Source organism: Amycolatopsis kentuckyensis (assembly GCF_041679295.1).
Taxonomy (GTDB): Bacteria; Actinomycetota; Actinomycetes; order Mycobacteriales; family Pseudonocardiaceae; genus Amycolatopsis; species Amycolatopsis kentuckyensis_A.
In genome coordinates this window covers 192,936-218,642 of record NZ_JBGDMD010000006.1, presented here as the reverse complement: position 1 = coordinate 218,642, position 25,707 = coordinate 192,936, and the positions used below count along the sequence as shown (strand labels likewise).

General features: G+C 70.4%; 25 protein-coding genes. 13 read left to right on the top strand and 12 right to left on the bottom strand.

What is annotated here, in order from left to right; translation table 11 throughout:
• Positions 1 to 47 precede the first annotated feature (47 nt).
• The gene (locus tag ACERZO_RS26240) at positions 48 to 1,049 is read left to right on the top strand and encodes a hypothetical protein (protein WP_372667426.1); all 1,002 of its coding nucleotides are present in this window, start codon (positions 48 to 50) and stop codon (positions 1,047 to 1,049) included.
• On the opposite strand, the gene ACERZO_RS26235 is transcribed toward ACERZO_RS26240, so the two are convergent.
• The 3 genes from ACERZO_RS26235 to ACERZO_RS26225 are packed head-to-tail and all read right to left on the bottom strand — an operon-like array spanning position 1,046 to position 4,498.
• Positions 1,046 to 1,888, bottom strand: a complete 843-nt coding sequence (locus ACERZO_RS26235; RefSeq protein WP_372667425.1) for a transglutaminase family protein — start codon at positions 1,886 to 1,888, stop codon at positions 1,046 to 1,048. The genes ACERZO_RS26240 and ACERZO_RS26235 overlap by 4 nt on opposite strands.
• A complete protein-coding gene (locus tag ACERZO_RS26230; protein WP_372667424.1) occupies positions 1,885 to 2,832 on the bottom strand; it encodes an alpha-E domain-containing protein in 948 nt (315 codons plus the stop codon). The genes ACERZO_RS26235 and ACERZO_RS26230 overlap by 4 nt, the downstream gene beginning before the upstream one ends.
• A 10-nt stretch (positions 2,833 to 2,842) precedes the next feature.
• A complete protein-coding gene (locus tag ACERZO_RS26225) occupies positions 2,843 to 4,498 on the bottom strand; it encodes a circularly permuted type 2 ATP-grasp protein (protein WP_372667888.1) in 1,656 nt (551 codons plus the stop codon).
• A gap of 148 nt (positions 4,499 to 4,646) precedes the next feature.
• On the opposite strand from ACERZO_RS26225, the gene ACERZO_RS26220 reads away from it, so the two are divergent.
• The 4 genes from ACERZO_RS26220 to ACERZO_RS26205 all read left to right on the top strand — a co-directional run bounded on the left by ACERZO_RS26220 (position 4,647) and on the right by ACERZO_RS26205 (position 9,500).
• On the top strand, positions 4,647 to 5,471 hold the full coding sequence (locus ACERZO_RS26220) for a transporter substrate-binding domain-containing protein (RefSeq protein ID WP_372667423.1): 825 nt from the start codon (positions 4,647 to 4,649) through the stop codon (positions 5,469 to 5,471).
• Positions 5,472 to 5,564: 93 nt separating this feature from the next.
• Complete coding sequence (locus tag ACERZO_RS26215) at positions 5,565 to 6,368, top strand: amino acid ABC transporter permease (RefSeq protein WP_372667422.1); 804 nt, start codon at positions 5,565 to 5,567, stop codon at positions 6,366 to 6,368.
• Positions 6,365 to 7,123, top strand: a complete 759-nt coding sequence (locus tag ACERZO_RS26210; RefSeq protein WP_372667421.1) for an amino acid ABC transporter ATP-binding protein — start codon at positions 6,365 to 6,367, stop codon at positions 7,121 to 7,123. The genes ACERZO_RS26215 and ACERZO_RS26210 overlap by 4 nt, the downstream gene beginning before the upstream one ends.
• 61 nt (positions 7,124 to 7,184) lie before the next feature.
• On the top strand, positions 7,185 to 9,500 hold the full coding sequence (locus ACERZO_RS26205) for an oxidoreductase (RefSeq protein ID WP_372667420.1): 2,316 nt from the start codon (positions 7,185 to 7,187) through the stop codon (positions 9,498 to 9,500).
• A 47-nt stretch (positions 9,501 to 9,547) separates the two neighbouring features.
• Here ACERZO_RS26205 and ACERZO_RS26200 read toward each other — a convergent pair whose 3' ends face one another.
• The gene (locus ACERZO_RS26200) at positions 9,548 to 10,123 is read right to left on the bottom strand and encodes a hypothetical protein (protein ID WP_372667419.1); all 576 of its coding nucleotides are present in this window, start codon (positions 10,121 to 10,123) and stop codon (positions 9,548 to 9,550) included.
• A 164-nt stretch (positions 10,124 to 10,287) separates the two neighbouring features.
• On the opposite strand from ACERZO_RS26200, the gene ACERZO_RS26195 reads away from it, so the two are divergent.
• The 3 genes from ACERZO_RS26195 to ACERZO_RS26185 are packed head-to-tail and all read left to right on the top strand — an operon-like array spanning position 10,288 to position 14,514.
• Positions 10,288 to 12,099: an NHL domain-containing thioredoxin family protein gene (locus ACERZO_RS26195; protein WP_372667887.1), complete on the top strand. Its 1,812-nt coding sequence runs from the start codon at positions 10,288 to 10,290 to the stop codon at positions 12,097 to 12,099.
• A gap of 1 nt (position 12,100) precedes the next feature.
• Entirely contained in the window at positions 12,101 to 12,433 is a 333-nt protein-coding gene (locus tag ACERZO_RS26190; RefSeq protein ID WP_372667418.1) for a GroES family chaperonin, read from the top strand.
• 26 nt (positions 12,434 to 12,459) lie between these two features.
• On the top strand, positions 12,460 to 14,514 hold the full coding sequence (locus ACERZO_RS26185; RefSeq protein WP_444843232.1) for a VanW family protein: 2,055 nt from the start codon (positions 12,460 to 12,462) through the stop codon (positions 14,512 to 14,514).
• A 4-nt stretch (positions 14,515 to 14,518) separates the two neighbouring features.
• Here the strand turns inward: ACERZO_RS26185 and ACERZO_RS26180 are convergent, their stop codons facing one another.
• Both ACERZO_RS26180 and ACERZO_RS26175 read right to left on the bottom strand, forming a co-directional pair.
• Entirely contained in the window at positions 14,519 to 15,226 is a 708-nt protein-coding gene (locus tag ACERZO_RS26180; protein ID WP_372667417.1) for a leucine-rich repeat domain-containing protein, read from the bottom strand.
• Positions 15,223 to 16,062 carry a helix-turn-helix transcriptional regulator gene (locus ACERZO_RS26175; RefSeq protein ID WP_372667416.1) on the bottom strand — a complete coding sequence of 280 codons (840 nt, stop codon included), beginning with the start codon at positions 16,060 to 16,062 and terminating at the stop codon, positions 15,223 to 15,225. Before ACERZO_RS26175 ends, ACERZO_RS26180 begins: the two co-directional genes overlap by 4 nt.
• A 110-nt stretch (positions 16,063 to 16,172) precedes the next feature.
• Between ACERZO_RS26175 and ACERZO_RS26170 the strand changes: the two genes are divergently transcribed.
• The gene (locus tag ACERZO_RS26170; RefSeq protein WP_372667415.1) at positions 16,173 to 17,552 is read left to right on the top strand and encodes an MFS transporter; all 1,380 of its coding nucleotides are present in this window, start codon (positions 16,173 to 16,175) and stop codon (positions 17,550 to 17,552) included.
• Here ACERZO_RS26170 and ACERZO_RS26165 read toward each other — a convergent pair.
• From ACERZO_RS26165 to mug, 5 genes are all read right to left on the bottom strand, one after another.
• A complete protein-coding gene (locus ACERZO_RS26165) occupies positions 17,542 to 17,835 on the bottom strand; it encodes a GlsB/YeaQ/YmgE family stress response membrane protein (protein WP_372667414.1) in 294 nt (97 codons plus the stop codon). The two genes, ACERZO_RS26170 and ACERZO_RS26165, sit on opposite strands and share 11 nt — an antisense overlap.
• A gap of 152 nt (positions 17,836 to 17,987) precedes the next feature.
• Complete coding sequence (locus ACERZO_RS26160; RefSeq protein WP_360777902.1) at positions 17,988 to 18,263, bottom strand: GlsB/YeaQ/YmgE family stress response membrane protein; 276 nt, start codon at positions 18,261 to 18,263, stop codon at positions 17,988 to 17,990.
• Between the two features lie 135 nt (positions 18,264 to 18,398).
• Positions 18,399 to 20,234, bottom strand: a complete 1,836-nt coding sequence (locus ACERZO_RS26155; protein ID WP_372667413.1) for an acyl-CoA dehydrogenase — start codon at positions 20,232 to 20,234, stop codon at positions 18,399 to 18,401.
• Between the two features lie 139 nt (positions 20,235 to 20,373).
• The gene (locus ACERZO_RS26150) at positions 20,374 to 21,159 is read right to left on the bottom strand and encodes a response regulator transcription factor (RefSeq protein ID WP_372667412.1); all 786 of its coding nucleotides are present in this window, start codon (positions 21,157 to 21,159) and stop codon (positions 20,374 to 20,376) included.
• Between the two features lie 263 nt (positions 21,160 to 21,422).
• Complete coding sequence (mug, locus tag ACERZO_RS26145) at positions 21,423 to 21,977, bottom strand: G/U mismatch-specific DNA glycosylase (protein WP_444843231.1); 555 nt, start codon at positions 21,975 to 21,977, stop codon at positions 21,423 to 21,425.
• A 27-nt stretch (positions 21,978 to 22,004) separates the two neighbouring features.
• Here mug and ACERZO_RS26140 point away from each other — a divergent pair, with 27 nt between their 5' ends.
• Complete coding sequence (locus ACERZO_RS26140; RefSeq protein WP_372667410.1) at positions 22,005 to 22,649, top strand: class I SAM-dependent methyltransferase; 645 nt, start codon at positions 22,005 to 22,007, stop codon at positions 22,647 to 22,649.
• 66 nt (positions 22,650 to 22,715) lie between these two features.
• The gene (locus tag ACERZO_RS26135) at positions 22,716 to 22,892 is read left to right on the top strand and encodes a hypothetical protein (protein WP_372667409.1); all 177 of its coding nucleotides are present in this window, start codon (positions 22,716 to 22,718) and stop codon (positions 22,890 to 22,892) included.
• On the opposite strand, the gene ACERZO_RS26130 is transcribed toward ACERZO_RS26135, so the two are convergent.
• Positions 22,833 to 23,459 carry a VanZ family protein gene (locus ACERZO_RS26130; protein WP_372667408.1) on the bottom strand — a complete coding sequence of 209 codons (627 nt, stop codon included), beginning with the start codon at positions 23,457 to 23,459 and terminating at the stop codon, positions 22,833 to 22,835. The genes ACERZO_RS26135 and ACERZO_RS26130 overlap by 60 nt on opposite strands.
• Positions 23,460 to 23,830: 371 nt before the next feature.
• On the opposite strand from ACERZO_RS26130, the gene ACERZO_RS26125 reads away from it, so the two are divergent.
• Positions 23,831 to 24,910 (top strand): Gfo/Idh/MocA family protein, encoded by a 1,080-nt coding sequence (locus ACERZO_RS26125; RefSeq protein WP_372667407.1) that lies wholly within the window; start codon positions 23,831 to 23,833, stop codon positions 24,908 to 24,910.
• A 16-nt stretch (positions 24,911 to 24,926) separates the two neighbouring features.
• Positions 24,927 to 25,706, top strand: coding sequence for an alpha/beta fold hydrolase (locus ACERZO_RS26120; protein ID WP_372667406.1), 780 nt, complete (start codon positions 24,927 to 24,929; stop codon positions 25,704 to 25,706).
• Position 25,707 lies beyond the last annotated feature (1 nt).

Here is a 25,707-nt window from a genome sequence, read left to right as displayed (position 1 = left end):
GTGCTAGCCTCAGTGACGACACACTGAGACGTCACTGAGGAGCCGACATGGACATCTGGGTTCTGGGCGCGGCGGGTCGCACCGGCCGGGCCGTCACCGCCGCCCTGGCCGAACGCGGACTTGAGGCTGTGCAAGTCGGACGCGACCGGGAACGGCTCGAGGCGCTCGGCGGGAAGTTCGTCGTCGCCGACGGTGCCGACGCCATCGCGGCCGAAATCCGGCGGCAGCGGCCGGCGGTCGTCATCAACACGATCGGCGAGTACGCGGCGACGGCCCCGGCGATCGCCCGCGCGTGCCTGCCCGGGGGCCACTACCTCGACCTGGCCGCGGACCTCGTCGCCGTCTCGCGGCTGCTCGATCTGCACGAAGAGGCCCAGGCCGGCGGCAGCACCTTCCTGACCGGGGTCGGCTTCGGCGTCCTGGCCACCGAGGCCGTCGTGGTGAAGCTGTGCGAAGGGCGGCCGACGCCGGCCTCCGTGCGGGTCGACGCGCTGGCGTCCGTCGCCATCGAGGAAGGCGCCGTGGGAGTCGCGCTGGCCGCCAGCATCGTCGACGCCCTGGCCACGGCCAGGACCGGTGCGGCCCCGAGGACCATCGCCCTGCCGGACGGCGAGTCGATGACGGCGGCGGGTGCTCCCTCGGGCGAGCTGATCGCCGCCCAGCGCGCGAGCGGCACGCCGGACGTCACGGTCTACTCCGGACTCGCGCCGGTCTCCCCGCTGGTCCGGGCACTGGTGCCCGTGCTCGGCCGGCTGGTGGCGATCCCGGCTGTGCGCCGGTTCGCCGTCCGGCGGCTCGCCGCGGTCCGCACGAAGCCCGCTCCCCGCCCGCGCACGCACTCCTGGGGCCACGCGGTCGTCACCTGGCCGGACGGCACGACGCGCGAAGGCTGGCTCCGCGCGGGCGAGGCCATGGACTTCACCGCCGCGACCGTGGCCGAAGCGGCGGCCCGGCTCGCCCGTGGCGAAGCCAAGCCCGGCGCCGCAACACCGGCGGCCGCGCTCGGCGCCGAGCTGGCCGAAGCCGCGGGCGGCACCTTCCTGCTTTAAGCGAGCCGGGTCAGGTGGACCGAGACGTCCAAAGTGGACTGCCCACCGCCGGTGAAGATGCCCTTCAACGGCGCCACGTCCGCGTAGTCCCGGCCCATCGCCACCCACACGTGCCGCGGCCCGACCGGGATCCCGTTCGTCGGGTCGTACGCCCACCAGCCGCCGGTCCAGACGTCGACCCAGGCGTGCGACTCGCCCTCGACCACCTCGCCGAGCTTGGCGTCCGGCTTCGTGTGGAGGTAGCCCGAGACGTACCGCGCCGGGACGCCGATCGCCCGCAACATCACCAGCGTGACGTGCGCGAAGTCCTGGCAGACGCCTTCGCGCGCTTGCCAGGCGTCCGTCGCCGTCGAGTGGACGCCCGTCGTGCCCGGCTGGTACTTGAGCTGCTTGTTCACCCACTCGTTCACCGCGAGGACCGCGTCCGCCGGATCCAGCCCCGTCCGCAGCGCGCGGGCCTCGCGGGCCAGCTCGGCGTCACGCGGGGTGTAGTCGGTCGGCGTCAGGTACTCGGTGCGGTGGTCGACGACCGTGTCGGACCGCAGGTCCTTCCAGGTCGCGGTGCGGATCGGCTCGGCTTCGTCCGCCGTCTCGACCACCGACGTCGCCAGCACGGTGAACTCCGTGTGCGGCGCGTGGAGGTCGAAGGACGTCACGACCGTGCCCCAGTAGTCGGTGTACCGGTAGGCGCGGGTCGCCGGGGTCGTCTCGATGCGCGTCGCGACCGTCGTCTGGCGGCGGTCCGAACGCGGGGTCAGGCGCGCCTCGTTGTACGACTGCGTCGCCGGCGTCGCGTACCGGTACCCCGTCCGGTGGGCCACCCGCAGCTGCCACGTCACAGCGAAACCTCCGCACCGCTCCACGCCACCCACGGCGACGTGCTGAAGTACTGCAACGACACCGCTTCCCCGATTTCCTTGATCGACGTCTGCAACGCCGGGAGCCGCCGCGGCAGGTCGGTGAGCAGCTCCGACGGCCGGAGGAACTCCAGCTCGCTGCGGGCCCGGCCGAGCTCGCGCAGCGCTTCGGACTTCTCGTTGCTGCGCGCGCCGCCACCCGGGTCGAGCCGCTGCAGGCACTCCTCCGCCTGGCGCAGCGCGTGGAACACCGAGCGGGGGAACAGCGTGTCCCGCAACAGGAACTGGACGACGCGGCCGGCGTCGAGCGCGCCCCGGTACGTCCGCAGGTAGGTGTCCTGCGCGCCGGCCGAGCGCAGCACCGTGATCCAGCCCGGCGAGGACGCGCGGTCCGCGACCCGCGAGAGCAGCAGCCGGACGACCATGTCGGCGCGTTCGATCGAGCGGCCGAGCACCATGAACAACCAGCCGTCGTCGCGCGACATCGTCGAGTCGGCGAGGCCGGCGAACATCGCCGCGCGTTCCTCCACGAACGACAGGAACGCGTGCGGCCCGGCCCGCCGGGCGTACCGCTGCCGGTCCGGGACCGCGTTCCACGTCGCGTTCAGGCATTCCCACAGCTCGGTCGAGACGACTTCGCGCGCGCCGCGGGTGTTCTCGCGCGCGGAGTTGATCGAGCCGACGATCGACGCCGGGTTGTCCTTCGCGTACGCGACCAGCTCGGTCAGCTTCCAGACGTCGAGGGCTTCGCCGTCGGGCGTGTCGATGCCCAGGACGGCCAGCAGCTGGCGGCTCGCGTGGTCGGGGTCGACCGTCGCGTCTTCCAGCAGCTGGTGGACCGAGACGTTGAGGATGCGGGAGGTGTCGTCGGCGCGTTCGACGTACCGGCCGATCCAGTACAGCGACTCCGCGTTGCGGGCCAGCATCGGAACCTCCCTAGCTCTGCTGTTGCTGCTGTTGCTGGGACGAGGTCAGCTCGGGTCCCTGCTCGGCGACCAGCCCGTCCACAGTGGACATCGCGCCGAGGGAAGGCGACTCGAGCTCGCGTTCGGCGGTCGACGCCCGGGACGCCAGCACCCAGGTGTCCTTCGAGCCGCCGCCCTGCGACGAGTTGACGACCAGGCTGCCCTCCGGCAGCGCCACCCGCGTCAGGCCGCCGGGCAGGACGAAGATGTCCTTGCCGTCGTTGACCGCGAACGGCCGCAGGTCGACGTGCCGCGGCGCGAGCCGGTCGTCCACCTTGGCCGGCACGGTCGAGAGCTGGACCACCGGCTGCGCGATCCAGCCGCGCCGGTTCGCGCGCACCTTCCGCCGCAGCGTCGCCAGCTCCGCCGGGGTCGCCTCGGGCCCGAAGACGATCCCGTAGCCGCCCGAGCCCTCGACCGGCTTGACGACTAGCTCGTCCAGGTGGGCCATGACGTGGTCGAACTCGTCGGGCAGCCAGCACCGGAACGTGTCCACGTTGGGCAGCAGCGGCTTCTCGTTGAGGTAGTACTTCACCATCTCGGGCACGTAGGTGTAGACGAGCTTGTCGTCGCCCACGCCGTTGCCGACGGCGTTCGCGACGACGACGTTGCCCGCGCGCGCCGCGTTGAGGACGCCGGCGATGCCGAGCACCGAGTCCGGCCGGTAGTGCACCGGGTCGAGGAACTCGTCGTCGATCCGCCGGTAGATGACGTCGACCTGGCGCTCGCCCTCGGTCGTCCGCAGGTAGACGACGTTGTCGCGGCAGAACATGTCCCGGCCTTCGACCAGCTCGACGCCCATCAGCCGCGCCAGCAGCGAGTGCTCGAAGTACGCCGAGTTGTGGACGCCGGGGGTCAGCACGACGACCATCGGGTCGGCGACGTTCGCCGCGGCCGCCGCGCGCAGGGCCCGGAGCAGGTGTGACGCGTAGTCACCGACCGGGCGGACCCGGTGCTGGGCGAACAGGTCCGGGAAGACCCGCGCCATCGTCCGCCGGTTCTCCATCACGTACGACACCCCGGACGGGTTGCGGAGGTTGTCCTCCAGCACCCGGAACGTGCCCTCCTCGTCGCGCACCAGGTCCACTCCGGACACGTGGATGCGCACGCCGTTCGGCGGGTTGATGCCGAACGCCTCCCGCTGGAAGTGCTCGCACGAGGTGATCAGCCGCCGCGGCAGCACGCCGTCGCGCAGGATCTGCCGGTCGCCGTAGATGTCGGCGAGGAACGCTTCGAGCGCGCGGACGCGCTGGGCGACGCCGCGCTCGAGCTTCGTCCACTCGGCCGCCTGGATCACCCGCGGCACCAGGTCCAGCGGGAACGGCCGCTCCTGCCCGGACAGCGAGAACGTGATGCCCTGGTCGACCATCGCCCGGTCCAGCGCCTGCGACCGCGAGTTCAGGTCGTGCGCGTCGAGCGCGGCGATCGACTCGTAGAGCGCGCGGTACGGGCCGCGGACCGTGCCGTCCGCGGCGAACATCTCGTCGTAGGCGCCGGCGTGCGGGCGTTCCGGGGAGAGGTACCCCTCGAACCGCGCCCCCGGTCGGGTGATCCGGCGGGTCGTCGCCTTCCTCGCGCGTCGACCGGACGGGGGCAGCCGGGGCGGGGTCGCGTTCATGAACGACATCCTCACCCACGTGCCCCTTCGTGCGCGACACTCTCGTTCAGGTGGGCGCGGTGCGAAACGTCGCCGTAACTCGACAGTGCTGTGCTTTGGTATGGATGAGTGGCAATATGCGTGCTCTCAGAACCTGAGAACTACGAGGAGTGACGACGTGGCCCGAGTACCCCAACTCAAGGCGCTCGCCCTGATCCCGGCTCTCGCCCTGGCGGCCGGTGCCCTGGCCGCGTGCGGGGGCGACGAAGGCGGCACCGCCGCCGGTGGTGTCCAGCTCATCGCCGCGGGCAAGCTCACGACCTGCACGCACCTGCCCTACCAGCCGTTCCAGGTCAAGCAGGGCGACAAGATCGTCGGCTTCGACGTGGACCTCGTGGACCTGGTCGCGAAGAAGCTGAACGTCCAGCAGAACATCGTGGACATCGCCTTCGAGAACATCGAGTCGGGCGAGGCGATGAACTCCGGGCAGTGCGACCTGGCCGCGGCGGGCATGACGATCACCGACAAGCGCAAGCAGAAGTTCGACTTCTCGGCGCCCTACTTCGAGGCCACGCAGGCGCTGCTGGTCAAGGCGGGCTCGCCGATCAAGGACTTCAGCAACGTCGCCGGCAAGAAGATCGGCGTCCAGTCGGCCACGACCGGCGCCGACTACGCCAAGGAGCACGCGAAGGGCGCCGAGATCGTCACGTTCGACGACCTCGCCCTCGAGGAGCAGGCGGTCAAGAACGGCACGGTTGACGCGGGCGTCAACGACAACGGCGTCCTCTACGACTTCGTGAAGACGAACCCGGACACCGCCGTCGCGACCGAGTTCAAGACCAACGAGTTCTACGGCATCGGCGTCAAGCAGGGTAACTCCGCCCTGGTCACGGCGATCAACGACACGTTGAAGGCCTCGGTGTCGGACGGCACCTACGCGCAGATCTACCAGAAGTGGTTCGGCAAGGCGCCCACGTGGCTGCCGGGTAACCCGACCCAGTAAGACCCCCGCCTGTGGCCGGTGCTTCGGCACCGGCCACAGCGGTGTTTCCAGTGGTGTTTTGACTGCCCGTTCCGGGCCTGCTCGAGGAGTGAAATGGCACTGAGCCGACGCCAGCGACGATCGGCGTTCCGGGGTGCGCAGTACGTCCTGTTGCTCGTGATCGTCGTCGTGCTCGCCTTCCTGGCCAACTGGGGCCAGATCGGCCGGGCGTTCTTCGACCTCGACGTCGCGGCGAAGCAGTTCCCCGACGTCATCACCGTGGCGCTGAAGAACACCATCATCTTCACCGCGCTCGGCTTCGCGCTGGGCCTGGGTCTCGGCCTCGTGCTCGCCCTGATGCGGCTGTCCTCGGTGGGCCCGTACCGGTGGTTCGCGCGCGCCTACATCGAGTTCTTCCGCGGCCTGCCCGCGCTGCTCATCTTCCTGGCGGTCGGCGTCGGTGTCCCGATCGCGTTCCCGGACACCCACCTGCCGCGCAACATCTCCATCATGATCGCGCTCGGCATCGTGTCCTCGGCCTACATGGCCGAGACGATCCGGGCCGGCATCCAGGCCGTCCCGCGCGGGCAGGTCGAGGCCGCCCGTTCGCTCGGCATGTCGCCGGCGCGGTCGATGATCACGATCGTCATCCCGCAGGCGTTCCGGATCGTGCTGCCGCCGCTGGCAAACGAGCTGATCATGCTGACGAAGGACTCGTCGCTGGCGTTCCTGCTCGGCACGACGCCGGCGCAGCAGGAGCTCGCGCAGTTCAGCCGCCAGGCGCTGCTGGAGGCGAAGGGCCTGACCCCGATCGTCGTCGCGGGCCTCTGCTATCTGGTCATCACCATCCCGCTGTCGATCCTGCAGCAGCGGCTGGAGAAGAAATACGGGGCCGGAGTGGCCGGGGGTACCAAGTGAGCGACGTGATCGTCGAAATTTCCGGCCTGCACAAGGCGTTCGGCCCGCTCGAGGTGCTCAAGGGCATCGACCTGCAGGTCGAGCGCGGCCAGGTCGTCTGCATCATCGGGCCGTCCGGTTCGGGCAAGTCCACCTTGCTGCGCTGCGTGAACCTCCTCGAGGAGCCGCAGCAGGGCAAGATCGTCGTGAACGGCAACGAGATCACCGACGAGGACGTCGACATCGACGGCGCCCGGCGCAAGATCGGCATGGTCTTCCAGGGCTTCAACCTCTTCGCGCACCTGACGGTCCTGGACAACCTGACCGTCGCGCAGCGCAAGGTCCTCAAGCGCGGCAAGGAAGAGTCGGTCAAGATCGCGCGCGAGAACCTCGAGAAGGTCGGCCTGAGCGAGAAGGAGACGTCGCTGCCGGGCCAGCTCTCCGGCGGGCAGCAGCAGCGCGTCGCGATCGCGCGGGCGCTGTCGATGAACCCCGACGTCATGCTGTTCGACGAGCCGACGTCCGCGCTGGACCCGGAGCTGGTCGGCGACGTCCTCGCGGTCATGCGGCAGCTGGCCGAAGAGGGCATGACGATGCTGGTCGTGACGCACGAGATGCAGTTCGCCCGCGAGGTGGCCGACAGCGTGCTGTTCATGGACGGCGGCGTCGTGGTCGAGCAGGGCCCGCCGAGCCAGGTGATCGGCGACCCGCAGCACGAGCGCACGAAGTCGTTCCTGAAGCGGGTCCTCGATCCGACGCACAGCCTCGACGACTGAAACGCCTGCGAATTCCGTTCGCGTTCGCTACTTTGAAAGCGGGTGAGGGAGGGGGCAGTCCGTGACGACCGAAAGCGCGCTGCCACCCCTCGACCCCTTCGCGGGCATCCCCGACCGCCGGTACGAAGTCAAGGCGTCCGACCTGCTCAAACCCGGCAATGGCGGGTTGCTGCGCTGGCGCCGGACGGCCACCAACGCGCCGATCGTCTATGTCGAGGACGCCTACATCACCGGCACGCTCGACCTGCGCGCCGCGGACCTGAAGTACCTGTTCCGGTTCGAGCGCTGCCGGTTCGAGCACCCGCCGGACGTGCGCGAGGCGAACCTGCTCGGGCTGGTGTTCCGCAAGTGCTGGCTGCCCGGGCTCAAGGCCCGCAACATGCGCAGCCGCAACGACGTCCGGCTGATCCGCAGCGTGGTCCAGGTCGACGGCGCCGACCGCGAGATCGAGGAGACGACCGTCCAGCGCGGTGACGACCGCGAACGCGGGATGCCGAACGCCGCGGTCAACCTGACCGACGCCGTCATCGAAGGCTCGATGGTGCTGACCCGCACGGTGATCTCGCACCCGCACGGCAAAGCGATCCAGGCCGACCGGCTCGTGCTGACCGGCGCGCTGCTGGCCTACCGGATGGTCGCGAACGGCGAAGTCCGCCTCCCCGGCCTGCGGACCGGCGGTAACGTCAACTTTTCGGGCGCCACGCTCAACAACCCGGACGGCTTCGCGCTCAACGGCAACGGCCTGCACATCGGCGGCAGTCTGTTGTGCGAGGTCGACAACTACGGGCCGGCCAGCCAGCGCAAACGCTTCTCCGCCACCGGGATCATGTACCTGCCGAGCGCCACGGTGGACAGTGACATCGTGCTGCGCGAGGCGAAGCTGACGGTGTCCCAGCAGGGCCCGATCGCCGTCGACGCGTGGAAGTCCAACGACCCGTACCTCGACCCGCGGCCCGCGCTGGTGGCCGACCGGATGCGCGTCGACGGCAACGTCGAACTGTCCGACGGCCTGCAGGCGCTCGGCACGCTGCGCATGGTCAACGCCCGGATCGGCGGCTCGCTGCGGCTGGCCGGCGCCGAGGTCAGCGTGGTGCGCGGCAAGTCCCAGCCGTACTACGACCGCGCGTTGCACCTGGACGGCACGGAGATCGGCGGCGACATCGAGGCGACGAGCCTGCGCGTCCCGACCGGGCAGCTGCGCCTGGCCGACGTCACGGTCGGCGGCAACTTCCTGGCCTGGAACTCGATGTTCCGCCACCCGGGCCGCGACGTGTTTTCGGCGCGCCGGTCGAAGATCGCGGGCAACTTCCAGCTCACGGACGCGACGATCCACGGCACGCTGCGCCTGCAGGGCGTCGAGGTCGGCGGCTCGATCAACCTGGCCGGCACGCGCTTGACGGAACCGGGGCTGCGCGCGACCAGCAGTTTCTCCCTCGACATCCGAACGGGCCGGATCGGCCGCGACCTGACGCTGCGGGACAACAACAGCCGCCCGTTCGTCGCGGAGGGCGGCGTCAACCTCGACGGCGCGCAGGTCGCCCGCCGCGTCGACCTGCGGGGATCGGAGCTGAGGTCGCTGCCGCCGTTCAGCGTGGCCCTCGACGCGGGCGACGTCGCGGCCGACGAGTTCACGCTGACGCCGAACGTGCCCCCGGCCGGCCGGGTGGTCCTGCGCCGCGCGCACTGCGGAACGTTGACGGACAACGACGAGTTCTGGGCAGCCTCGGGCGGAATCGAGCTGGAGGACTTCCGCTACGACGCGCTGGGCCGGGGAATCCCCCTCGACGACGACAAGGCCCTCGACCGCCGCATCGAGCTGCTGCGCCAGGCAATGCGCGGCTACCGCCCGGGCCCGTACGACCAGCTCGCGCACATGCTCCGCGCGGCGGGCAACGAAGAGCACGCGTCAACGGTGGCGCTGCGCAAACAGCAGTTCAGGTACGAAGCGCTGGCGCGCGGCTTCAAGTTCTTCGGCCCGGGGGTCCGGCTGTGGAGCTGGCTGCAGCGGTCGATGGTGGGGTACGGCTACCGCCCGGTCCGCGCGCTGGGGTGGCTGTTCACGTTGCTGGTGCTGGGCAGCCTGTGGTTCGGCTTGGGCACGGACGACTGCGTGACCCGGCCTCCTTTGGATCCGGCGCACCAGATCATCGCGAACGGCCCGCGGTGCGTGGTCAACCAGCAGGACACGGGGCTGCAGTGGAACCCGGTGATCTACACGGCGGATCTGCTGGTGCCGATCGTGGACTTCGGGAACAAGTCGCGCTGGTACATGCACGGGCCGGACAACTGGGTGGCGGCCGGGTTCACGGCGTCCGGGTGGATCCTGGCGACGACCGTGGCGGCGGGTGTGAGCCGGATGCTGCGCCGGGAGAATTGATCTCTCTTCGGCTTTCTAGTGATGGTGCTAGAGAAGGTCAGAGTCCGTTAGTCGATGAAGCGGGACCAGAACTCGATGTACCTCGGCCCGTCCGGCGGCGCCGTGCTGATGCCGCCCGTCGCGAACTCGCGGTGCAGGTAATCCCGCAGGTCACAGCCGTACACGATGATGTCCGTCTGGTACACCGACAGCACCGGGTAGCCCGCCGTGCCCGGCACCCCGGGCAGGTACCGGTGTCCGCAGACCGGCACCAGCTGCGGCACGCCGGCCAGGCGGCGGCGCGCTTCGCGGACCGCGTCCTCCGGGCCGACCGGCCGCGTGCCCCAGTCGGGGAGCCAGAAGCCGTTGTGCTCGACGTCGTAGAGGACGCCGTCGACCGGCCAGGCCAAGCGTTTGCGCAGCTGCTCGGTGTTGCCGCAGCGCCAGTCCGGCCAGCGGTCGCCGATCGGGACGCCGGCGGACAGGAACGTGCGGTGGTCCGCGGCGAAGCGGAAGCCGAACCGGCGCTCGACGTCGTCGAGCTCGGCTTCGGTCAGCCCGGGACGCACCGGTTCCCGGAGGTTCTCCTGCAGGTGCCGTGCCTCCTCGAAAGTGAGGGCGCCGGCCGGCTGGACGGGGGTCATGCGCCGAGCCTAAGCGGCGGCTCACCGCGCCGCGCGTCCTTTTCCGCCGTTTTCACGACCACCCACATGGGGTGAGTTTGTTCTCTCATCGGCTGGACCTCGGAACAGCACGTGAGCGCGTGTAGTTCACTCTTGCCGTGACTTCCCCCCGACCGCAGGCCCGCGTGCGCGCCCCCGAGCTGCGCGGCGACCTCTGGCTGAACACCGGCGGCCGCCCGCTGACCCTCGCCGAGCTGCGCGGCCGCATCGTCCTGCTGGACTTCTGGACCAGCGGCTGCATCAACTGCCTCCACGTCCTCGACGAGCTGTGTCCCCTCGAGGCCGAGTTCGCCGACGTGCTCGTCACCATCGGCGTCCACTCGCCGAAGTTCCTGCACGAGGGCGAGCGCGCGTCGATCGAAGCCGCGGTCCGGCGCTACGACGTGCACCACCCGGTGGTCAACGACCCGAAGATGGAGCTGTGGTCGCAGTACGCGGTCCGCGCGTGGCCGACGCTCGCGGTCGTCGACCCCGAGGGGTACGTCGTGCACGTCGCCGCGGGCGAAGGGCACGAAGAGGCGCTTCGCCGCGTCATCGCCGACCTCGTCACGAAGCACGAAGCGAAGGGGACGCTCCGACGCGGCGGCAGCCCGTACGTGCCGGTCGAGGAGCAGGTCAGCGAGCTGCGGTTCCCGAGCAAGGCCGTCGCGACGGCCGAGGGACGCGTCCTCGTCGCGGACACCGGCCACCACGCGATCGTCGAGTTCGCCTCCGACGGCGAGACGGTCATCCGGCGCTTCGGCAGCGGGGAACGCGGCGGCCAGGACGGCCCGTTCGACATCGCGACCTTCGCCGAGCCGTCGGGCATCGCGCTGCTGCCGTACGACGTCGCCGAGCGCGCCGGTTACCACGCCGTCGTCGCCGACACCGCCGGTCACCGGCTGCGCGGCCTCGACCTGATCACCGGCGAGGTGACGACGGTCGCCGGCACCGGCGCGCAGTGGCGCAGCGGGCCGGACTCCGGCAAGGGCGTCGAGGTCGACCTGACGAGCCCGTGGGACGTCGCCTGGTACGGCCCGGCCGGCGGGATCGTCGTCGCGATGGCGGGCAACCACACGCTGAGCGTGTTCGACCCGATCTCCGGCACCATCCGCCGCTTCGCGGGCACGACCGTCGAAGGCCTGCGAGACGGCGACGTCGGCGAAGCGTTCTTCGCGCAGACGTCGGGTCTCGCCGTGGACGGCGACAAGCTGTGGCTCGCCGACGCCGAGACGTCGGCGCTGCGCTGGATCGAGCCCGACGGCGAGTCGTTCACCGTCCACACGGCGATCGGCGTCGACCTGTTCTCGTTCGGCCACACCGACGGCCCGGCCGACAAGGCGCTGCTGCAGCACCCGCTCGGCCTGGCGGTGCTGCCCGGCGACAAGATCGCGATCGCCGACACCTACAACGGCGCCGTACGCCGCTTCGACGTCTTCACGCGCCAAGTGACCACGATCGCCACCGGGCTTTCGGAGCCGCAGGGGCTGCTGCTGCACGACGGCGAGCTGCTGGTCGTCGAGTCGGCGGGCAACCGCATCGGCCCGCTGCCCGCAGCCGAGCCGACGGTCGTGTCGGGCGACGCGCACGCCGTCCGCCGGCCGCCGACCGTGCTCGCACCGGGCGAGGTCGACTTTTCGGTCGTCTTCAGCGCCCCGCCGGGCGAGAAGCTCGACGACCGCTACGGCCCGTCGACGCGGCTGGAGATCAGCGCGTCGCCGCCGTCGCTGCTGGCCGACGGCGGGGGAACCGGCACCGACCTGAAGCGCACGATCCGGCTCGCCGAGGGCGTGACCGAGGGCGTGCTGCAGGTCGTCGCGCAGGCCGCGAGCTGCGATGACGGCGGTGAGCACCCCGCGTGCCGAATCACGCGGCAGGACTGGGGCGTGCCGGTGCGCCTGGCCGCGGACGGTGCGCGTGAGCTGAGCCTGGTCATGGCGGGTGAGCCCGCCGAGTAGCATGCGAACCGTGTCTGACGGGCCGAAACTCGAGATCCAGATGCTGCACGACCGGGTGCTCGTGCGGCTGTCGCCGGAAGAGGGCGAGCGCCGCAGCAGCGGCGGCATCGTGATCCCCGCAACGGCGCAGGTCGCGCGGCGGCTGGCGTGGGGTGATGTACTGGGCGTCGGCAACAGTGTGCGGAACGTCAAGACCGGCGACCGCGTGCTCTTCAACCCGGACGACCAGCTCGAGGTCGAGATCCAGGGCGAAGGGCACCTGGTGATGCGCGAACGCGACATCCACGCGGTGGCGATGGAGCGGACCGAGCACGGCACGGGGCTCTACCTGTAGGTCGGCTCCCGCGGAGGGGCAGGGGCGTGGCAGACGACGACGAGCGCGAGCGCGCCGAACCGGGTGGTTCTGTGGTGGCCGAGCCTGGAGTGGCGGAGCCGGCCGAGGTCACGCCCGAGACGGCGGAGTCGGTGGACGCGGGGGAACCGGAGCCGACCGCGACCGAGCCCGCCGAGTCCGCGGAAACGCTCGCCGCCGAGCCGGTCCTGGAGCCGTCTCCAGCCGAGGTAGCCGCCGAACCCGCCGCGCCGGCCACCGCTGTCCTGGCCCCGGCTGCCGATGAAGCCGCCGTCACCGCTGATCTCTTCTCCGATGATCTCCTCGGCGAACTCCTCGAAACCCCCGCTCCGCCGCCCGCGCCTGAGACTCCGGCTCGGAGGCTTCGCAAGGGCGTTGCCCGGACCATGATGTCCATCGGGATCGCGCTCGGGCTCTTCGTCATCCTCTACGCCATCGATCTCCTCGTCAGCGCCGGTGATGTCCCTCGCGGGGTCACCGTTGCCGGGATCGAGGTCGGGGGGCTCAGCCATGCCGATGCCGAAGCCAAGCTGCGCAAGGAACTCGAACCGCGGCTGACCAAGCCCGTCGTCATCCACGCCGGGGATGTGCAGGCCGAGCTCGTGCCCTCGCAGTCCGGGCTCGGGCTCGACTGGCCGAACACCCTCGGGCTCGCCGGGCACCAGCCGCTCAGTCCGATCACGCGGATCATGTCCTTCTTCTCCAGCCGCGAGGTCGGCGTCGCCACGCGGACCGATCCCGACCAGATCAGCCAGGCCGTGCGCCAGCTCGCCGAGGGCAGGCTGAACCACCCGGCCACCGAAGGCGCGGTCGGGTTCGTCGCGGTCGAAGGCGACGACGGCCGCGTCAACCCCTATCCGATCCTGCCGCGGCAGGGGCAGCAGCTGACCGACCTCGGCGGGGCCGTGCGGACCGTCACCGACCACTGGCTCGACCCCGGTGGCGTCAAGCTCGGCATGGCGATCACGCCCGTGAAGGCCACCGCCGCCGGCGTGCAGGCCGCCTACCAGCAGGTCGTCGTGCCCGCTGTGGCGCAGCCGGTCGTCGTGCACGGCCAGGGCAAGGACGTGCCGCTCACGCCCGCCACCATCGCCTCGGCCTTCCAGTTCGCCGCCGTCGAAGGCGGGGCCGTCGAGGTCCGCATCGACCAGGGCAAGCTGCAGGCCGCGCTCAAGGACCCCCTCGCCAGCACCGAGACCGACGGCAAGGACGCCCAGATCGTCTTCACCGGCGACCAGCCCGCCGTCGAGCCGTCCGAGGACGCCCGGAAGGTCAACTGGGAGAAGACCTTCCTGCCGCTCATCGACGTCCTCAAGAAGACCGGCGGCCGCGACCTGCCCGTCGTCTACAGCGCGTCGAGCCCCAGCGTGACCACCGACTCCGCCAGCGCGCTCGGCATCAAGGAGGTCATCGGCCAGTTCACCGTCGGCGGCCTGGCCGGCCCGGCCGCGACGAACAACCGGACGCTCGCCGCCCGCGTGTCCGGCACGATCGTCAAGCCCGGTGAGACCTTCAGCCTCGGCGCCCGCTCCGGCCCGCGCACCGCCGACGCCGGCTACGTGCCCGCCCCGGCCGACGAAGACGGCACCGGCGCCGAAGTCGTCGGTGGTGGCGTCTCGCAGCTCGCGTCCACTTTGTACAACGCGGGCTACCTCGCGGGCCTCGCCGACGGCGGTCACCTCGACCACGACCACTACCTCGACCGCTACCCCGCCGGCCGCGACGCCAAGGCCGTCAACGCCGACGGCAGCCCGGTCGAGCTCAAGCTGACCAACGACTCGCCGACCGGGATAGCCATCCAGGCCACGGTTTCCGGCGACTCCGTGACCGTCCGGATCTGGGGTACCCGGCACTACCGCGTCGAGAGCCAGACCGGCGCGCAGACCCCCGGCGATCCCCCGCCGGTCCAGTTCGGCGGTACCAGCCCGTGCCAGCCGTCGATCGGTACGCCCGGCTTCAGCGTCACCGACACGCGCGTGCTCTACGACGTCGCGAGCGGCGCCGAGATCCGCCGGACGTCGCACACGGCGACCTACGGTCCGCGTCCGACCATCCTCTGTTGAGTTGTCAGCGAAGGACCATGCAACCCGCCTCCTCGAAGTCGCGCAGCCACGCCGGCTCCCGGAAGTGCTTGTTCCACCGCAGATCCAGTTTGTCCAATTCGGACAGCTGAGCGATCGACGCGGGCAGGGTCTCCAGCAGGTTCTCCCGCAGGTCGAGCTGGCGCAGCTCGGTCAGAGAACCGATCGACGAGGGCAACGCCGTCAACCGGTTGCCCCGCAAGTGCAGCTCCCGCAACGCACTGAGCGCACCGATCGACTCCGGCAGGGAAGCCAGCGAGTTGCGGTACAGCCTGAGTTCGCGCAGCGAAGCCAACCCGGACAGGTCCGGCGGAAGCGAGACGATCCGGTTGTCCGTGCAGCCCAGGTACCGCAACCGGCTCAACCGGCACCAAGCCGCCGGGAACGACGTCAGCCGGTTGTCGCTGACGTACAGGTACTCGGTGAGCCCGGCCAGGTCGCCCAGCTCGTCCGGCAGCGAGTTGAACTCGTTGTGCCCCAAGTCGAGCGTGTGCAACGACTTCAGCGCCGAAATCCCCGGCGGCAGCGACGAAAGCCGGTTCGCCGCCAGGTTGAGCACCTCCAGCCCGGTGTGCGTCCACAACGACGGAGGCACCGCCGTGAGTGAGTTCTGGTACAGATCGAGCCGGGTCACCCCCGGTGGCAGCGAAGGCACCGACGTCAGCCCCTGGCCGCTCAACTCGACCGACGTCATGACGGCCGCCTGGTCCGGGGCAGCAACGCCCAGCTGCGCGAGTCGTCCGGAGTGGACACCTGGATCCGCAGCCCCGGTGCCTCGGACACCGCCAGCTCGGTCAGCCGGAGGTCCATCCGGCCGGCCTGCGGGTGGTTGATCCGCCGCAGGCGGGCCTGGGGCTCGGCGACCTCGTGCCGGGCCCACAGCTCGGCGAACTCCGGGCTCAGCGCCGACAACCGGCGGATGTCCTCTTCCCACGACGGGTCGCCGACGTGCCTGCCGTACTCGGCCCGCATCCGCGCGACCATGTAGGGCACCTCCTCTTCGTAGTTCAAGAAGAACCGCCGCGCGTTCGGCTCGGTCACGCAGCACCACAGCAGGTTCTTGTGCAGGCACGGCAAGCTGTGCCACTCCCAGAACAGCTCCTCCTGGGCCGCGTTCGACTCCAGGATGTCGAACCGCCCGTTGACCAGCGTCGCCGGCAGCGGGTCGAGCGCGCGCAGCACCTCGCGCACCGTGTCCGGCACCGTTTCCACCATCGACGGCAGCCGCGACGGCGTCAGCTCCGCCAGCCGGTACAGGTGCTCCCGCTCCGGAGGCACCATCCGCAGCGTGCGCGCCACGGCGTCGAGCACCTGTGAGCTCGCGTTGATCGGCCGCCCCTGCTCCAGCCACGTGTACCAGGTGACGCCGACCCCGGCGAGCAGCGCCACCTCCTCGCGGCGCAACCCGCTGAGCCGGCGACGTGGGCCGGGTGCGAGCCCGACCTCCTCCGGGCCGATCCGCGCGCGGCACGCCTTGAGGAACTGGCCGAGTTCCTCTCGGCGGCTGGTGTGGACCTGCGTCTGGGTCATGCGGACATGGTGCCGGAGGGGTACGACAATTTTCGTCGAAGCGGGTGCTGGCAGTACCAGCATCGCCAGGCTCTCTCCGGAAACGACCGCGGAACCCCAAGGTCGGAGCCATGACTCTGACCACCCCTGCCCCGGCCACGGACCGGGAAGCCCGGCCGGACCGGCGGCCGTGGTTCATGCTGGCCGTCCTGCTGCTCGGCCAGTTCATGGCGCTGCTCGACGTGACCGTCGTGAACGTCGCCATGACCGACATCCGCACCGACCTGCACGCGTCCGGCGCCGCGCTCCAGCTCGTCGTTTCCGGCTACACCGTGGGCTACGCGATGCTGCTCATCACGGGCGCCCGCCTCGGCGAGCTGTACGGCCGACGACGCCTCTTCGTCACCGGCACGATCGCCTTCACCGTTTGCTCCGCGCTCTGCGGCTTGGCGCCGGACGAAAAGATCCTCATCGCCGCGCGGATCGCCCAAGGAGCGGGCGCTGCGCTGATGATGCCGCAGGTCATCAGCCTCATCCAGGCGCAGTTCAGCGGGGCCGCGCGGGCGAAGGCCCTCAGCGCGTACACCGCGGTCCTCTCGGTCGCGTTCGTGGCCGGCCAGGTGCTCGGCGGCGTGCTCGTCGGCGCGGACCTGTTCGGCACGGGCTGGCGGCCGATCTTCCTGGTCAACGTGCCGCTCGGCGTGCTCGTAGCCGTTTTCGCCGCCAGGCTGCTGCCCAGCGGCACGGCGAAGGCGGGCCGCCGCCTCGACCTCGTCGGGCTCGCGACCGCCGTCCCGGCTGTGGTGCTCGTCGTGCTGCCGCTGGTGCTCGGGCACGAAACCGGCTGGCCCGCCTGGACCTTCGCGTCGATCGCGGTGGGCGCGGCACTGGCCGTGCTGTTCGTGGTCGTCGAACGCCGGGTGGCCGACCCGCTCGTCGACCTGGCCGTCCTCAAGGTCCGCGGGGTCGCGCCCGGCCTGGCGACGCTCGCGGCGGGAGTCGCGTCCTACGGCGGGTTCCTTTTCTGCGTGTCGCTGCACCTGCAGTCGGGCCTCGGCAAGACGGCGATGGCCGCCGGCTTGGCGATGGCGCCGGGCGGCGTCGTCTTCGGCCTGTGCGGGTTCTTCTGGAACCGGCTGCCGAAGCGGGTGCACGCCTGGCTGACCCCGGCCGGCTACGTGGGGTCCGCGGTCGCCTACGCACTACTCGGGCTGGGCCGCGACGGCGGGACGCTGTTCTTCGTGGCGCTGCTGCTGTTCGGGCTGTCGATGGGGCCGGCGTTCGGCTCCCTGATGGTCAACGCGCTGACCCACGTCCCGCTCGAGCGCGCGGCGGACGTCAGCGGCCTGCTGACCACCACGCTGCAGCTGGGTCAGGTCGTCGGCGTGGCCACGTTCGGCAGCCTGTTCCTGACCCTGGCCGTGACGTCGTCCGCGACCGCCCTCACCACGGCGATGACCTGCGCCGCCGCGCTGCTGCTCGTCGGCGCAGGCCTGTCGCTCAAGCGGTAGTGCGGTGGCCGCCCTTGACCCGGGCGTAGATCGCCGACGCCGCGATGACGCCGACGACGGCGGCCACGACCTGGAAGATGTGCCGGATCCAGTCGATGCCGGACGTGTCTTTGACGCCGAACACCCCGGCGAGCCAGTTGCCGATGAACGCGGCGACGATGCCGACGACGATCGTCAGCCAGATCGGGATCTTCTGGTCGCCCGGCGCGAACAGCCGGCCCAGCACGCCCAGGATCAGGCCCACGATGATGGTCGAGATGATGCCCCAAAGTCCGCCGAGCACAGCTGCCTCCTCGGATAGCGCAATAAGCGCCACGGTGGCACCGATCCCGCCGTACCGCGCGCGCTGACCCCCGATGAGGTGACACGAAAAGACCCGGCCCGGTCCGCCCCCGACGAGCGGACCGGACCGGGCCGGGTCTTCCGAAGTACCAGCTACCTGGTTACGCCTCGGCGGCCGTACGCACCGGCGGCGATGCTCACGCCGATGGCGGCGAGGACGACCTGCGTCAGGATTTCCAGCCAGTCGATGCCGTTGGTGTCGGCGTACCCGAGACCACGCGCGATGGCCGTGCCGATGAACGCGGCGATGATACCGATCACGATGGTCAGCCAGATCGGGATGCTCTGCTTGCCGGGTGCGACCAGCCGGCCCAGAACGCCGATGATCAGCCCGACGATGATGGCGCTGACGATGCCGGCGACAGTCATCACTTTCTCCTCTCAAGGATCCGCGAACCCGGCCACTCGGGTCCGTCGGACTCGGTGAGCGGAGTGCCCGCCCCCGGGGCCCCTGAAACACGAAAAGGACCCTCCCCACGCGGGGAGAGCCCTTTTCGTGACCTATCAGAACGCGGCTTCGTCGAGCTCCATCAGCGCGTTGTCGGCGGCCTCCACGATGGCGCGGCGGGAAGTCAGCTCCGGCAGCACCTGCTTCGCGAAGAACGACGCCACGGCGATCTTGCCCTCGTAGAACGGGACGTCCTTGGCGGACGCGCCCGCGTCGAGCTTGCCGATGGCGACCTCGGCGTGCTTGAGCAGCTGCCAGCCGATGAGCAGGTCGCCGACCGACATCAGCAGGCGGACCGTGTGCTGGCCGACCTTGTTGATGCTCTGCGGGTCCTCCTGCGACGCCGTCAGGTAGCCGATCAGCGAGCCCAGCATGCCCTGGGTGTCCTCGAGGGCCTGCTTGAGCAGCCCGCGCTCGTTCTTGAGCCGGCCGTTGCCCGCCTCGGACTCGATGAACTTCGTGATCTCGCCGGCGACGAAGGCCAGGGACGCGCCCTTGTCGCGGACGATCTTGCGGAAGAAGAAGTCCAGCGACTGGATCGCCGTGGTGCCCTCGTACAGCGAGTCGATCTTGGCGTCGCGGATGTACTGCTCGATCGGGTAGTCCTGCAGGAAGCCGGAACCGCCCAGCGTCTGCAGCGACTGCACGAGCTGCTCGGTGGCGCGCTCGGAGCCGACGCCCTTGACGATCGGCAGCAGCAGGTCGTTGACGCCGTGGGCGATCTTCTGGTCGCCTTCGCCGGTCCACAGCTGGTCCTGGAACGACGCGGTGTACAGGTAGACCGCGCGGAGGCCCTCGGCGTACGCCTTCTGGAGCATCAGCGACCGCCGGACGTCCGGGTGGTGCGTGATGGTGACGCGCGGGGCGGCCTTGTTCAGCATGTTCGGCAGGTCGGCGCCCTGGACGCGCTCCTTGGCGTACTCGAGCGCGTTGAGGTAACCCGTCGACAGCGTCGCGATGGCCTTCGTGCCGACCATCATCCGGGCGTACTCGATGACCTGGAACATCTGCGCGATGCCGTCGTGGACCTCGCCGAGCAGCCAGCCCTTGGCCGGGGTGCCGTGCTGGCCGAAGGTCAGCTCACACGTCGTCGAGGCCTTGATGCCCATCTTGTGCTCGACTCCTGTGACGAAGGCGCCGTTGCGCTCACCCAGTTCGCCGGTCTTGGAGTCGAAGTGGAACTTCGGCACGAGGAACAGCGACAGGCCCTTGGTGCCCGGCTTGGTCTCGATGCCGGGGCCCTCGGGGCGAGCGAGCACCAGGTGCATGATGTTTTCGCTCATGTCGTGCTCGGCCGAGGTGATGAACCGCTTCACGCCGTCGATGTGCCAGGAGCCGTCCTCCTGCTTGGTGGCCTTGGTGCGGCCCGCGCCGACGTCGGAGCCGGCGTCCGGCTCGGTCAGCACCATCGTGGCGCCCCAGGCCCGGTCGATCATGAGCTGGGCCCAGTGCTTCTGCTCTTCGGTGCCGTTCTTGTTCACGATCATGGCGAAGTTCGGGCCCGCCAGGTACATGAACAGCGGGGCGTTGGCGCCGAGGATGAGCTCGGACGCGGCCCACTGGACGGTCGGGGGCAGGCCGAAGCCGCCGAGGTCGTTGGTCAGCCCGAGACGCCACCACTCGCCGTCCAGCAGCTGCTGGTAGCTCTTCTTAAACGACTCGGGGATCTTGACGCTGAAGGTCTTCGGGTCGTACACGGGCGGGTTGCGGTCGGCGTCGGCGAAGGACTCGGCGAGCGGGCCGGTCGCGAGCTTGTTCAGCTCGGACAGCACCCCGCGGGCGGTCTCCTCGTCGGACTCGGCGAGCACACCCTTGCCCAGGCGCTCCTGCACGCCCAGGACCTCGAAGAGGTTGAACTCCAGGTCTCGGACGTTGCTCTTGTAGTGGCCCATGTCGTCACTCCAATGTGTTCGGCTCCCCGGCCGGGCACATGTTCGCCTTACTCGCCGGTAACTTCAGGATATTACCTGCGGGTAACTGGAGCAAGCAGATCCGCACTTCCGAGTGGGGAAATCCGGGCGGTTTCAGGGGTCAGCGCTGGCCCGGGAGCGCCGTTGTGTCGGCAGTCACCGGCACGTGGCCGTCTTCCGCGCGGGCGACGAGTATCCCGCCGCGGAAGGCGATGGTGACGGCGTGCGTGCGATCCCGCGCGGAGAGCTTGCGCAGGATGCTCTTGACGTGGGTCCGGACCGTTTCGACGGACAGGAACAGCAGCTTCGCGATCGCCGAGTTCTCGAGACCCTCGGCGACCAGCTGGAGCACCTGGTACTCGCGCCGGGACAGCGGCATCGCGCCGCGCGTCGCGGGTGGGCTGTCGTGGGCGAGGTCGCCCTTGGGCACGGTCGCCCGCTTCGGGCGGGCGGTCAGCGCGGCCAGCGCCGGGTCGATGTACCGGCGCTCGGTGTGGGCGCGCCGGATCGCTTCGGCGAGCCGTCGTGAGTCGATCGACCGCGGCACGATCGCGTGCGTGCCCGCGGCGATCGCGGCCGCGAGGTACTGCTGCGTGCGGTTCGTGTCCCGGATGAGCGTGACCAGGATCAGTGCCGGGTCGCCGGCGTTGAGCAGTTTCGTCAGGTGGCAGTTCGGATCGAGCGCCGAATCGAGCACGACGACGTCCGGCTTGACCTGCTCACACAGCTGCAGCGCGGCGTGGTGGCTGGCCGCCTGGCCCGCCCAGTGCAGCCCCTGGCTGCGGTGGACGAGCGCGGCGAGGCCGTCGCGGAAGATCGGGACCGGATCGACGACGGCCACGCCGAGACTGCGCCCGCCGGGTCCGATCGGCCCGGTGGGCCTGCGGGTGGGCTCGATGCCGTGCATCGTGGGCCTCCGTCTCTGCGCCGTCGCTCCTGGGGACGCCTCCCGGCGTCGTCCGGTCCCCCCTGCCGGGACCGGCCAAAAGTGACTCCTCCTGCTTGGTACGAGTCGCGATTGCGCAGCTCATGACGCCAATTACCCCTCATGGCCCAATCCGCCGGTCACAGCAAACTTTGAGTAGAAGACGATCTTGAAGGGGCGGTTCGGCCGGGCCTTGGCGGACCCGATGGAGCGGTTGGCGCTACTGAGGGTGGCTCGCCCCGTATTCAACGATTTCGACGGACTTCGGATGCGGCCCGCAGCTTCGCGAACTCGTCCGCGAGCCCGGCCGGCGTCCAGTGCGCGTTGAGCCCGCTCGGGTTCGGCAGGACCCACACGCGGGTGTCACCGATCCGGTGCTCCTGCGGTCCGACGCGCGCCTTCGGGAAGCCGAACGCGGTCCGGTAGGCGGTGATCCCGACGACGGCGAGCCACCGCGGCCGGTACTCCTCGACCTTGGCCTGGAGGAGCTTGCCGCCTTCGCGGTATTCGTCGGCGGTGAGCTCGTCGGCGCGGGCGGTCGTCCGCGCGACGACGTTCGTGATCCCGAGCTTGAGGTCGAGCAGCTGGTCTTGCTCCGCGGGCTTGTACCGGCGGGGCGTGAAGCCGCCGTGGTGGAGGGCGGGCCAGAAGCGGTTGCCGGGACGGGCGAAGTGCTGCTTCAGCGCGCCGGAGTACAGGCCGGGGTTGATGCCGCAGAAGAGGACGTCGAGGCCGGGCGCGATGACGTCCGGGATGGTCGTGTTGTGCGCGGCGGCCAGCTGGTCCTTGGTGGGTCTCACGGGCCCAGTTTCCGGCATGCTCGTCTGGTGGAAGTCACCGCGGACGGGTGTCCCGTCGAGGTCTACCTGCTGTTGCCGGCGGCCGGTGAGCCGGAGATCGTGCACGCGGCGTTGCCGCCGGGGGCGTCGATCCTGGAGCTGGGGTGCGGGGCGGGGCGGGTGACGCATCCGTTGCTGGCGCTCGGGCATCCGGTGGTCGCGGTGGACGATTCGCCGGCGATGCTCGCGCACGTCCGGGGTTCGACGGTGTGCGCGCGGATCGGGGAACTGGACCTCGGGCGGACGTTCGACGCGGTGCTGCTGGGGAGTCATTTGATCAACACGGCGGTGCACGCGGATCGCCGGGCGATGCTCGCCGCCGCCCGGCGGCACTTGGGGGCTTCGGGGCGGTTGATCGTCGAGTGGCACCCGCCGGCTTGGTTCGATTCGGTCGCGTCCGGGCAGGGTGGGTGGCTCGGGGAAGTTTCGGTCTCGCTGGCCGATGTGGTCCGGGACGGGGATCTGGTGTCGGCGACCGTGCGCTATGCGGCTCGGGGCGAGCGGTGGAACCAAGAGTTCACTTGTCGCCGTCTCGAGCTGGAAACCGTCCTGACGTCGGCTGATCTGGTCTTCGACCGGTGGCTCACCGCGGACCGGACCTGGTTCACCGCCCTCCCCGGTCGCCGGGGGTAGCGAATTCACCACGTACCTGCGTAACCTGTGTGATCTCCCGCACAGCGCCGTACCGAGGAGGGTTTCGTGCAGCTTCCGCTCATCCTCGGCCTCGTCGCGCTGGTCATCGCGGTAGCCGCCCTCGTCGTCGTCCTCGAAGATCGCCGCGCCGCCAAGCGGGCCGCCCTGCAGCGCAAAGCTCGGCTAGCGCGTCTCGGCGAGGTGGACCCGCTCGCTCCGGGCCGGCTGCGCGCCGATCGGTGAACGCAGGACCGTCAGCAGCAGCGCCCCGAACACCCAGCCGACTCCCGCGCCGGCCGCGTTGTTCATGAGGTCGTCCACGTCGAAGATGCGGTAGACGTACGGCGCGGTCCCGAAGTTCGCCGTCAGCTGCGTGATCTCGATCAGCAGCGACGCCGTGAAGCCGATCAGGAGCGTGCCGATCAGGCCGCGGCGCCACAGCACCCGCGCGAACACCCCCAGCGGGACGAACAGCAGCACGTTCAGGCACGCCTGCTGGAACGTCTGCGTCAGGAACCACTGCGACCCGTGCTTGAGCATCTCCGTGTGGATGTCGGTGATCCACTGGAACGGGTGCAGCTGCACGGTCTGGCTCAGCCGGCGCGTGCCCGGTCCGGGCAGCGGCAGGAAGACGACCGCGAGCGTCATGCACCCGTACAACAGCACCGCGGCGGTCGGCAGAAGTCCTCGGACGCGCAGGCCGCCGTAGCGCGCGAGCTGCGTGATCAGCTGCGGCACCAGGACCACGGTCCACAGCGCCAGGAAGCCGATGAACCCGTACTGCAGGGCGGTGACCTGTGCGTTCGTCATGCCACCGACGTTATGGATCTTGCCGCGCGGGGACTTCGGTCGAAGAGCCCGACCGCATCGGCCACTCGGCCGATCACCGCCGGGCCGATCGGTCAGTCGTCTTCGCGGTCCTCGGAGCGTTCGGATCGCCACGCGCTGAACACCGTGCCGCCGATCAGCAGCACGACGACGGCAAGCACCACGAGTACGACTTCGATGCCCACTTGTCCCCCACACGCCGTAGTGTCCGGCTCATCGTCCCGGTCCGAGCGGCCGTTACCGGTGATCGATGTCATGTCGAGACATAACCGGATGCTGCTTGCGCGGACGGGGGAATGCGCACGACGCTCGGCACGTCGAAGTCTTGTGCGGGGCAACGAAAGGGAACGCTCATGGCACCGGTCCGGGTCGGCATCGTCGGGCTCAGCGCGAACGGCGGCTGGGCCGCCACCGCGCACGTGCCCGCGCTGGCCGTCGTGGACGGCTACGAACTCCGCGCGCTCAGCGGGAGCAGCGCCGAGTCGGCGCGGGTGGCCGGGGAGAAGTACGGCGTGCCGCTGACCTTCGGTGACGCCGGGGAGCTGGCGCGGCACCCGGAGGTCGACCTGGTGGTCGTCGCGGTGAAGGTGTCCGAGCACCGGGCCCTGATCGAGCCCGCGCTGGCCGCGGGCAAGCAGGTGCTCAGCGAGTGGCCGCTTGGTGCGAGCCTCGCCGAAACCGAGGCGCTGGTCGAAGCCGCTCGCGACAAGCAGACCGCGGTCGGCCTGCAGGGACGGTCCGCGCCCGCGTTGCGCTACCTGCGCGACCTCATCAAGGACGGCTACGTCGGCCGCGTGCTCTCGACGTCGCTGATCGGTTCGGGCGGCAACTGGGGGCCGTCGGTCCGGGCCGGGCGCGACTACCAGCTGCACCCCGAAGGCGGGGCGACCATGCTGACGATCCCGTTCGCGCACACGATCGATGCCTTCGACATGGTGCTCGGCCGGTTCGCCGAGCTGTCGGCGACGATGGCGACGGTCCGGCAGCGCGTGCGTGACGAGGTCACCGGCGACTCCGTCCCGATGACCGCGCCGGACCAGATCGCCGTCAACGGCGTCCTGAGCGGCGGTGCCGTCGCCTCGCTGCACCTGCGCGGCGGGTCGTCGCCCGCCACGGACTTCCACTGGGAGATCAACGGCACCGAGGGCACCCTGGTCGTCACCGCCGCGGACCCGCTGTTCTGGATCGCGAAGCTGACGCTGCGCGGCAGCCGGACCGGCACGCTCGAGAAGCTCACCGTGCCCGCCCGGTACGAGCTCCCGCAGCTGGCCGGGCGCAGTTCCGAGCCGTCGTACAACGTCGCGCACGCCTACGCGCGGCACCTCAAGGGCGACCTGCCGGACTTCGCGCACGCCTTGCGCGTGCACCGCGTGCTCGACGCCGTCCAGCGGTCGGCCGACGCCGGAAAGCGGGTTTCTCCGGACGGGGAGTAACTGTTACTCTCGGGTAATGGACGACGTCGTCTATGACCGCGCGGGCCGGGGCGAGCCTCTGGTGCTGATCCACGGCATCGGGCACCGCCGTCAAGCGTGGACGCCGGTGTTTCCGCTGCTCACGCCGCATCGCGACGTCATCGCCGTGGACCTGCCGGGCTTCGGCGAGTCGCCGGAGCCGTCCGGCGGCTACGGCGTCGAGCCGGCGCTGGTGATGTTCAAGGAGCTGTTCACCGAGCTGGGTCTCGACCGGCCGCACGTCGCGGGCAACTCGCTCGGCGGCCTGCTGTCGCTCGCGCTCGGGCAGGCCGGGCTCGTCCGCAGCGTCACGGCGCTGTCGCCGGCCGGGCTGTGGAACCGGACGCAGAAGATGTACGCGATCGCCACACTCAAGGCCCACCGCGCGCTCGCCCAGCGCACGCCACCGCACGTCGTGCGCCGCATCGCCGCGACCCCGGCCGGCCGCAAAGCGCTGACCGGGATGATCGTCGGGAAGCCGGCGCGGCTGACTCCGGACGACGTCGTCGCGGACGCCCACGCGCTCGCGACCGCGCCGGGCTTCGAACCCACCGCTGCCCAGTCGCGTGGGGACTTCCGCTTCGCCGGCCCTGTCACCGGTGTCCCGGTGACGATCGCCTGGGCCGAGCACGACCGGATTCTCGCCCGGCCGCGCGTCGCCGACCTGCGGAAGGTCGCTCCGAAGGGGACGTTCCGGCTGCTGCCGGGCTGCGGGCACGTGCCGATGAACGACGACCCCGAACTCGTCGCGCGAGTGCTGCTCGACGGAAGCCGTTAGG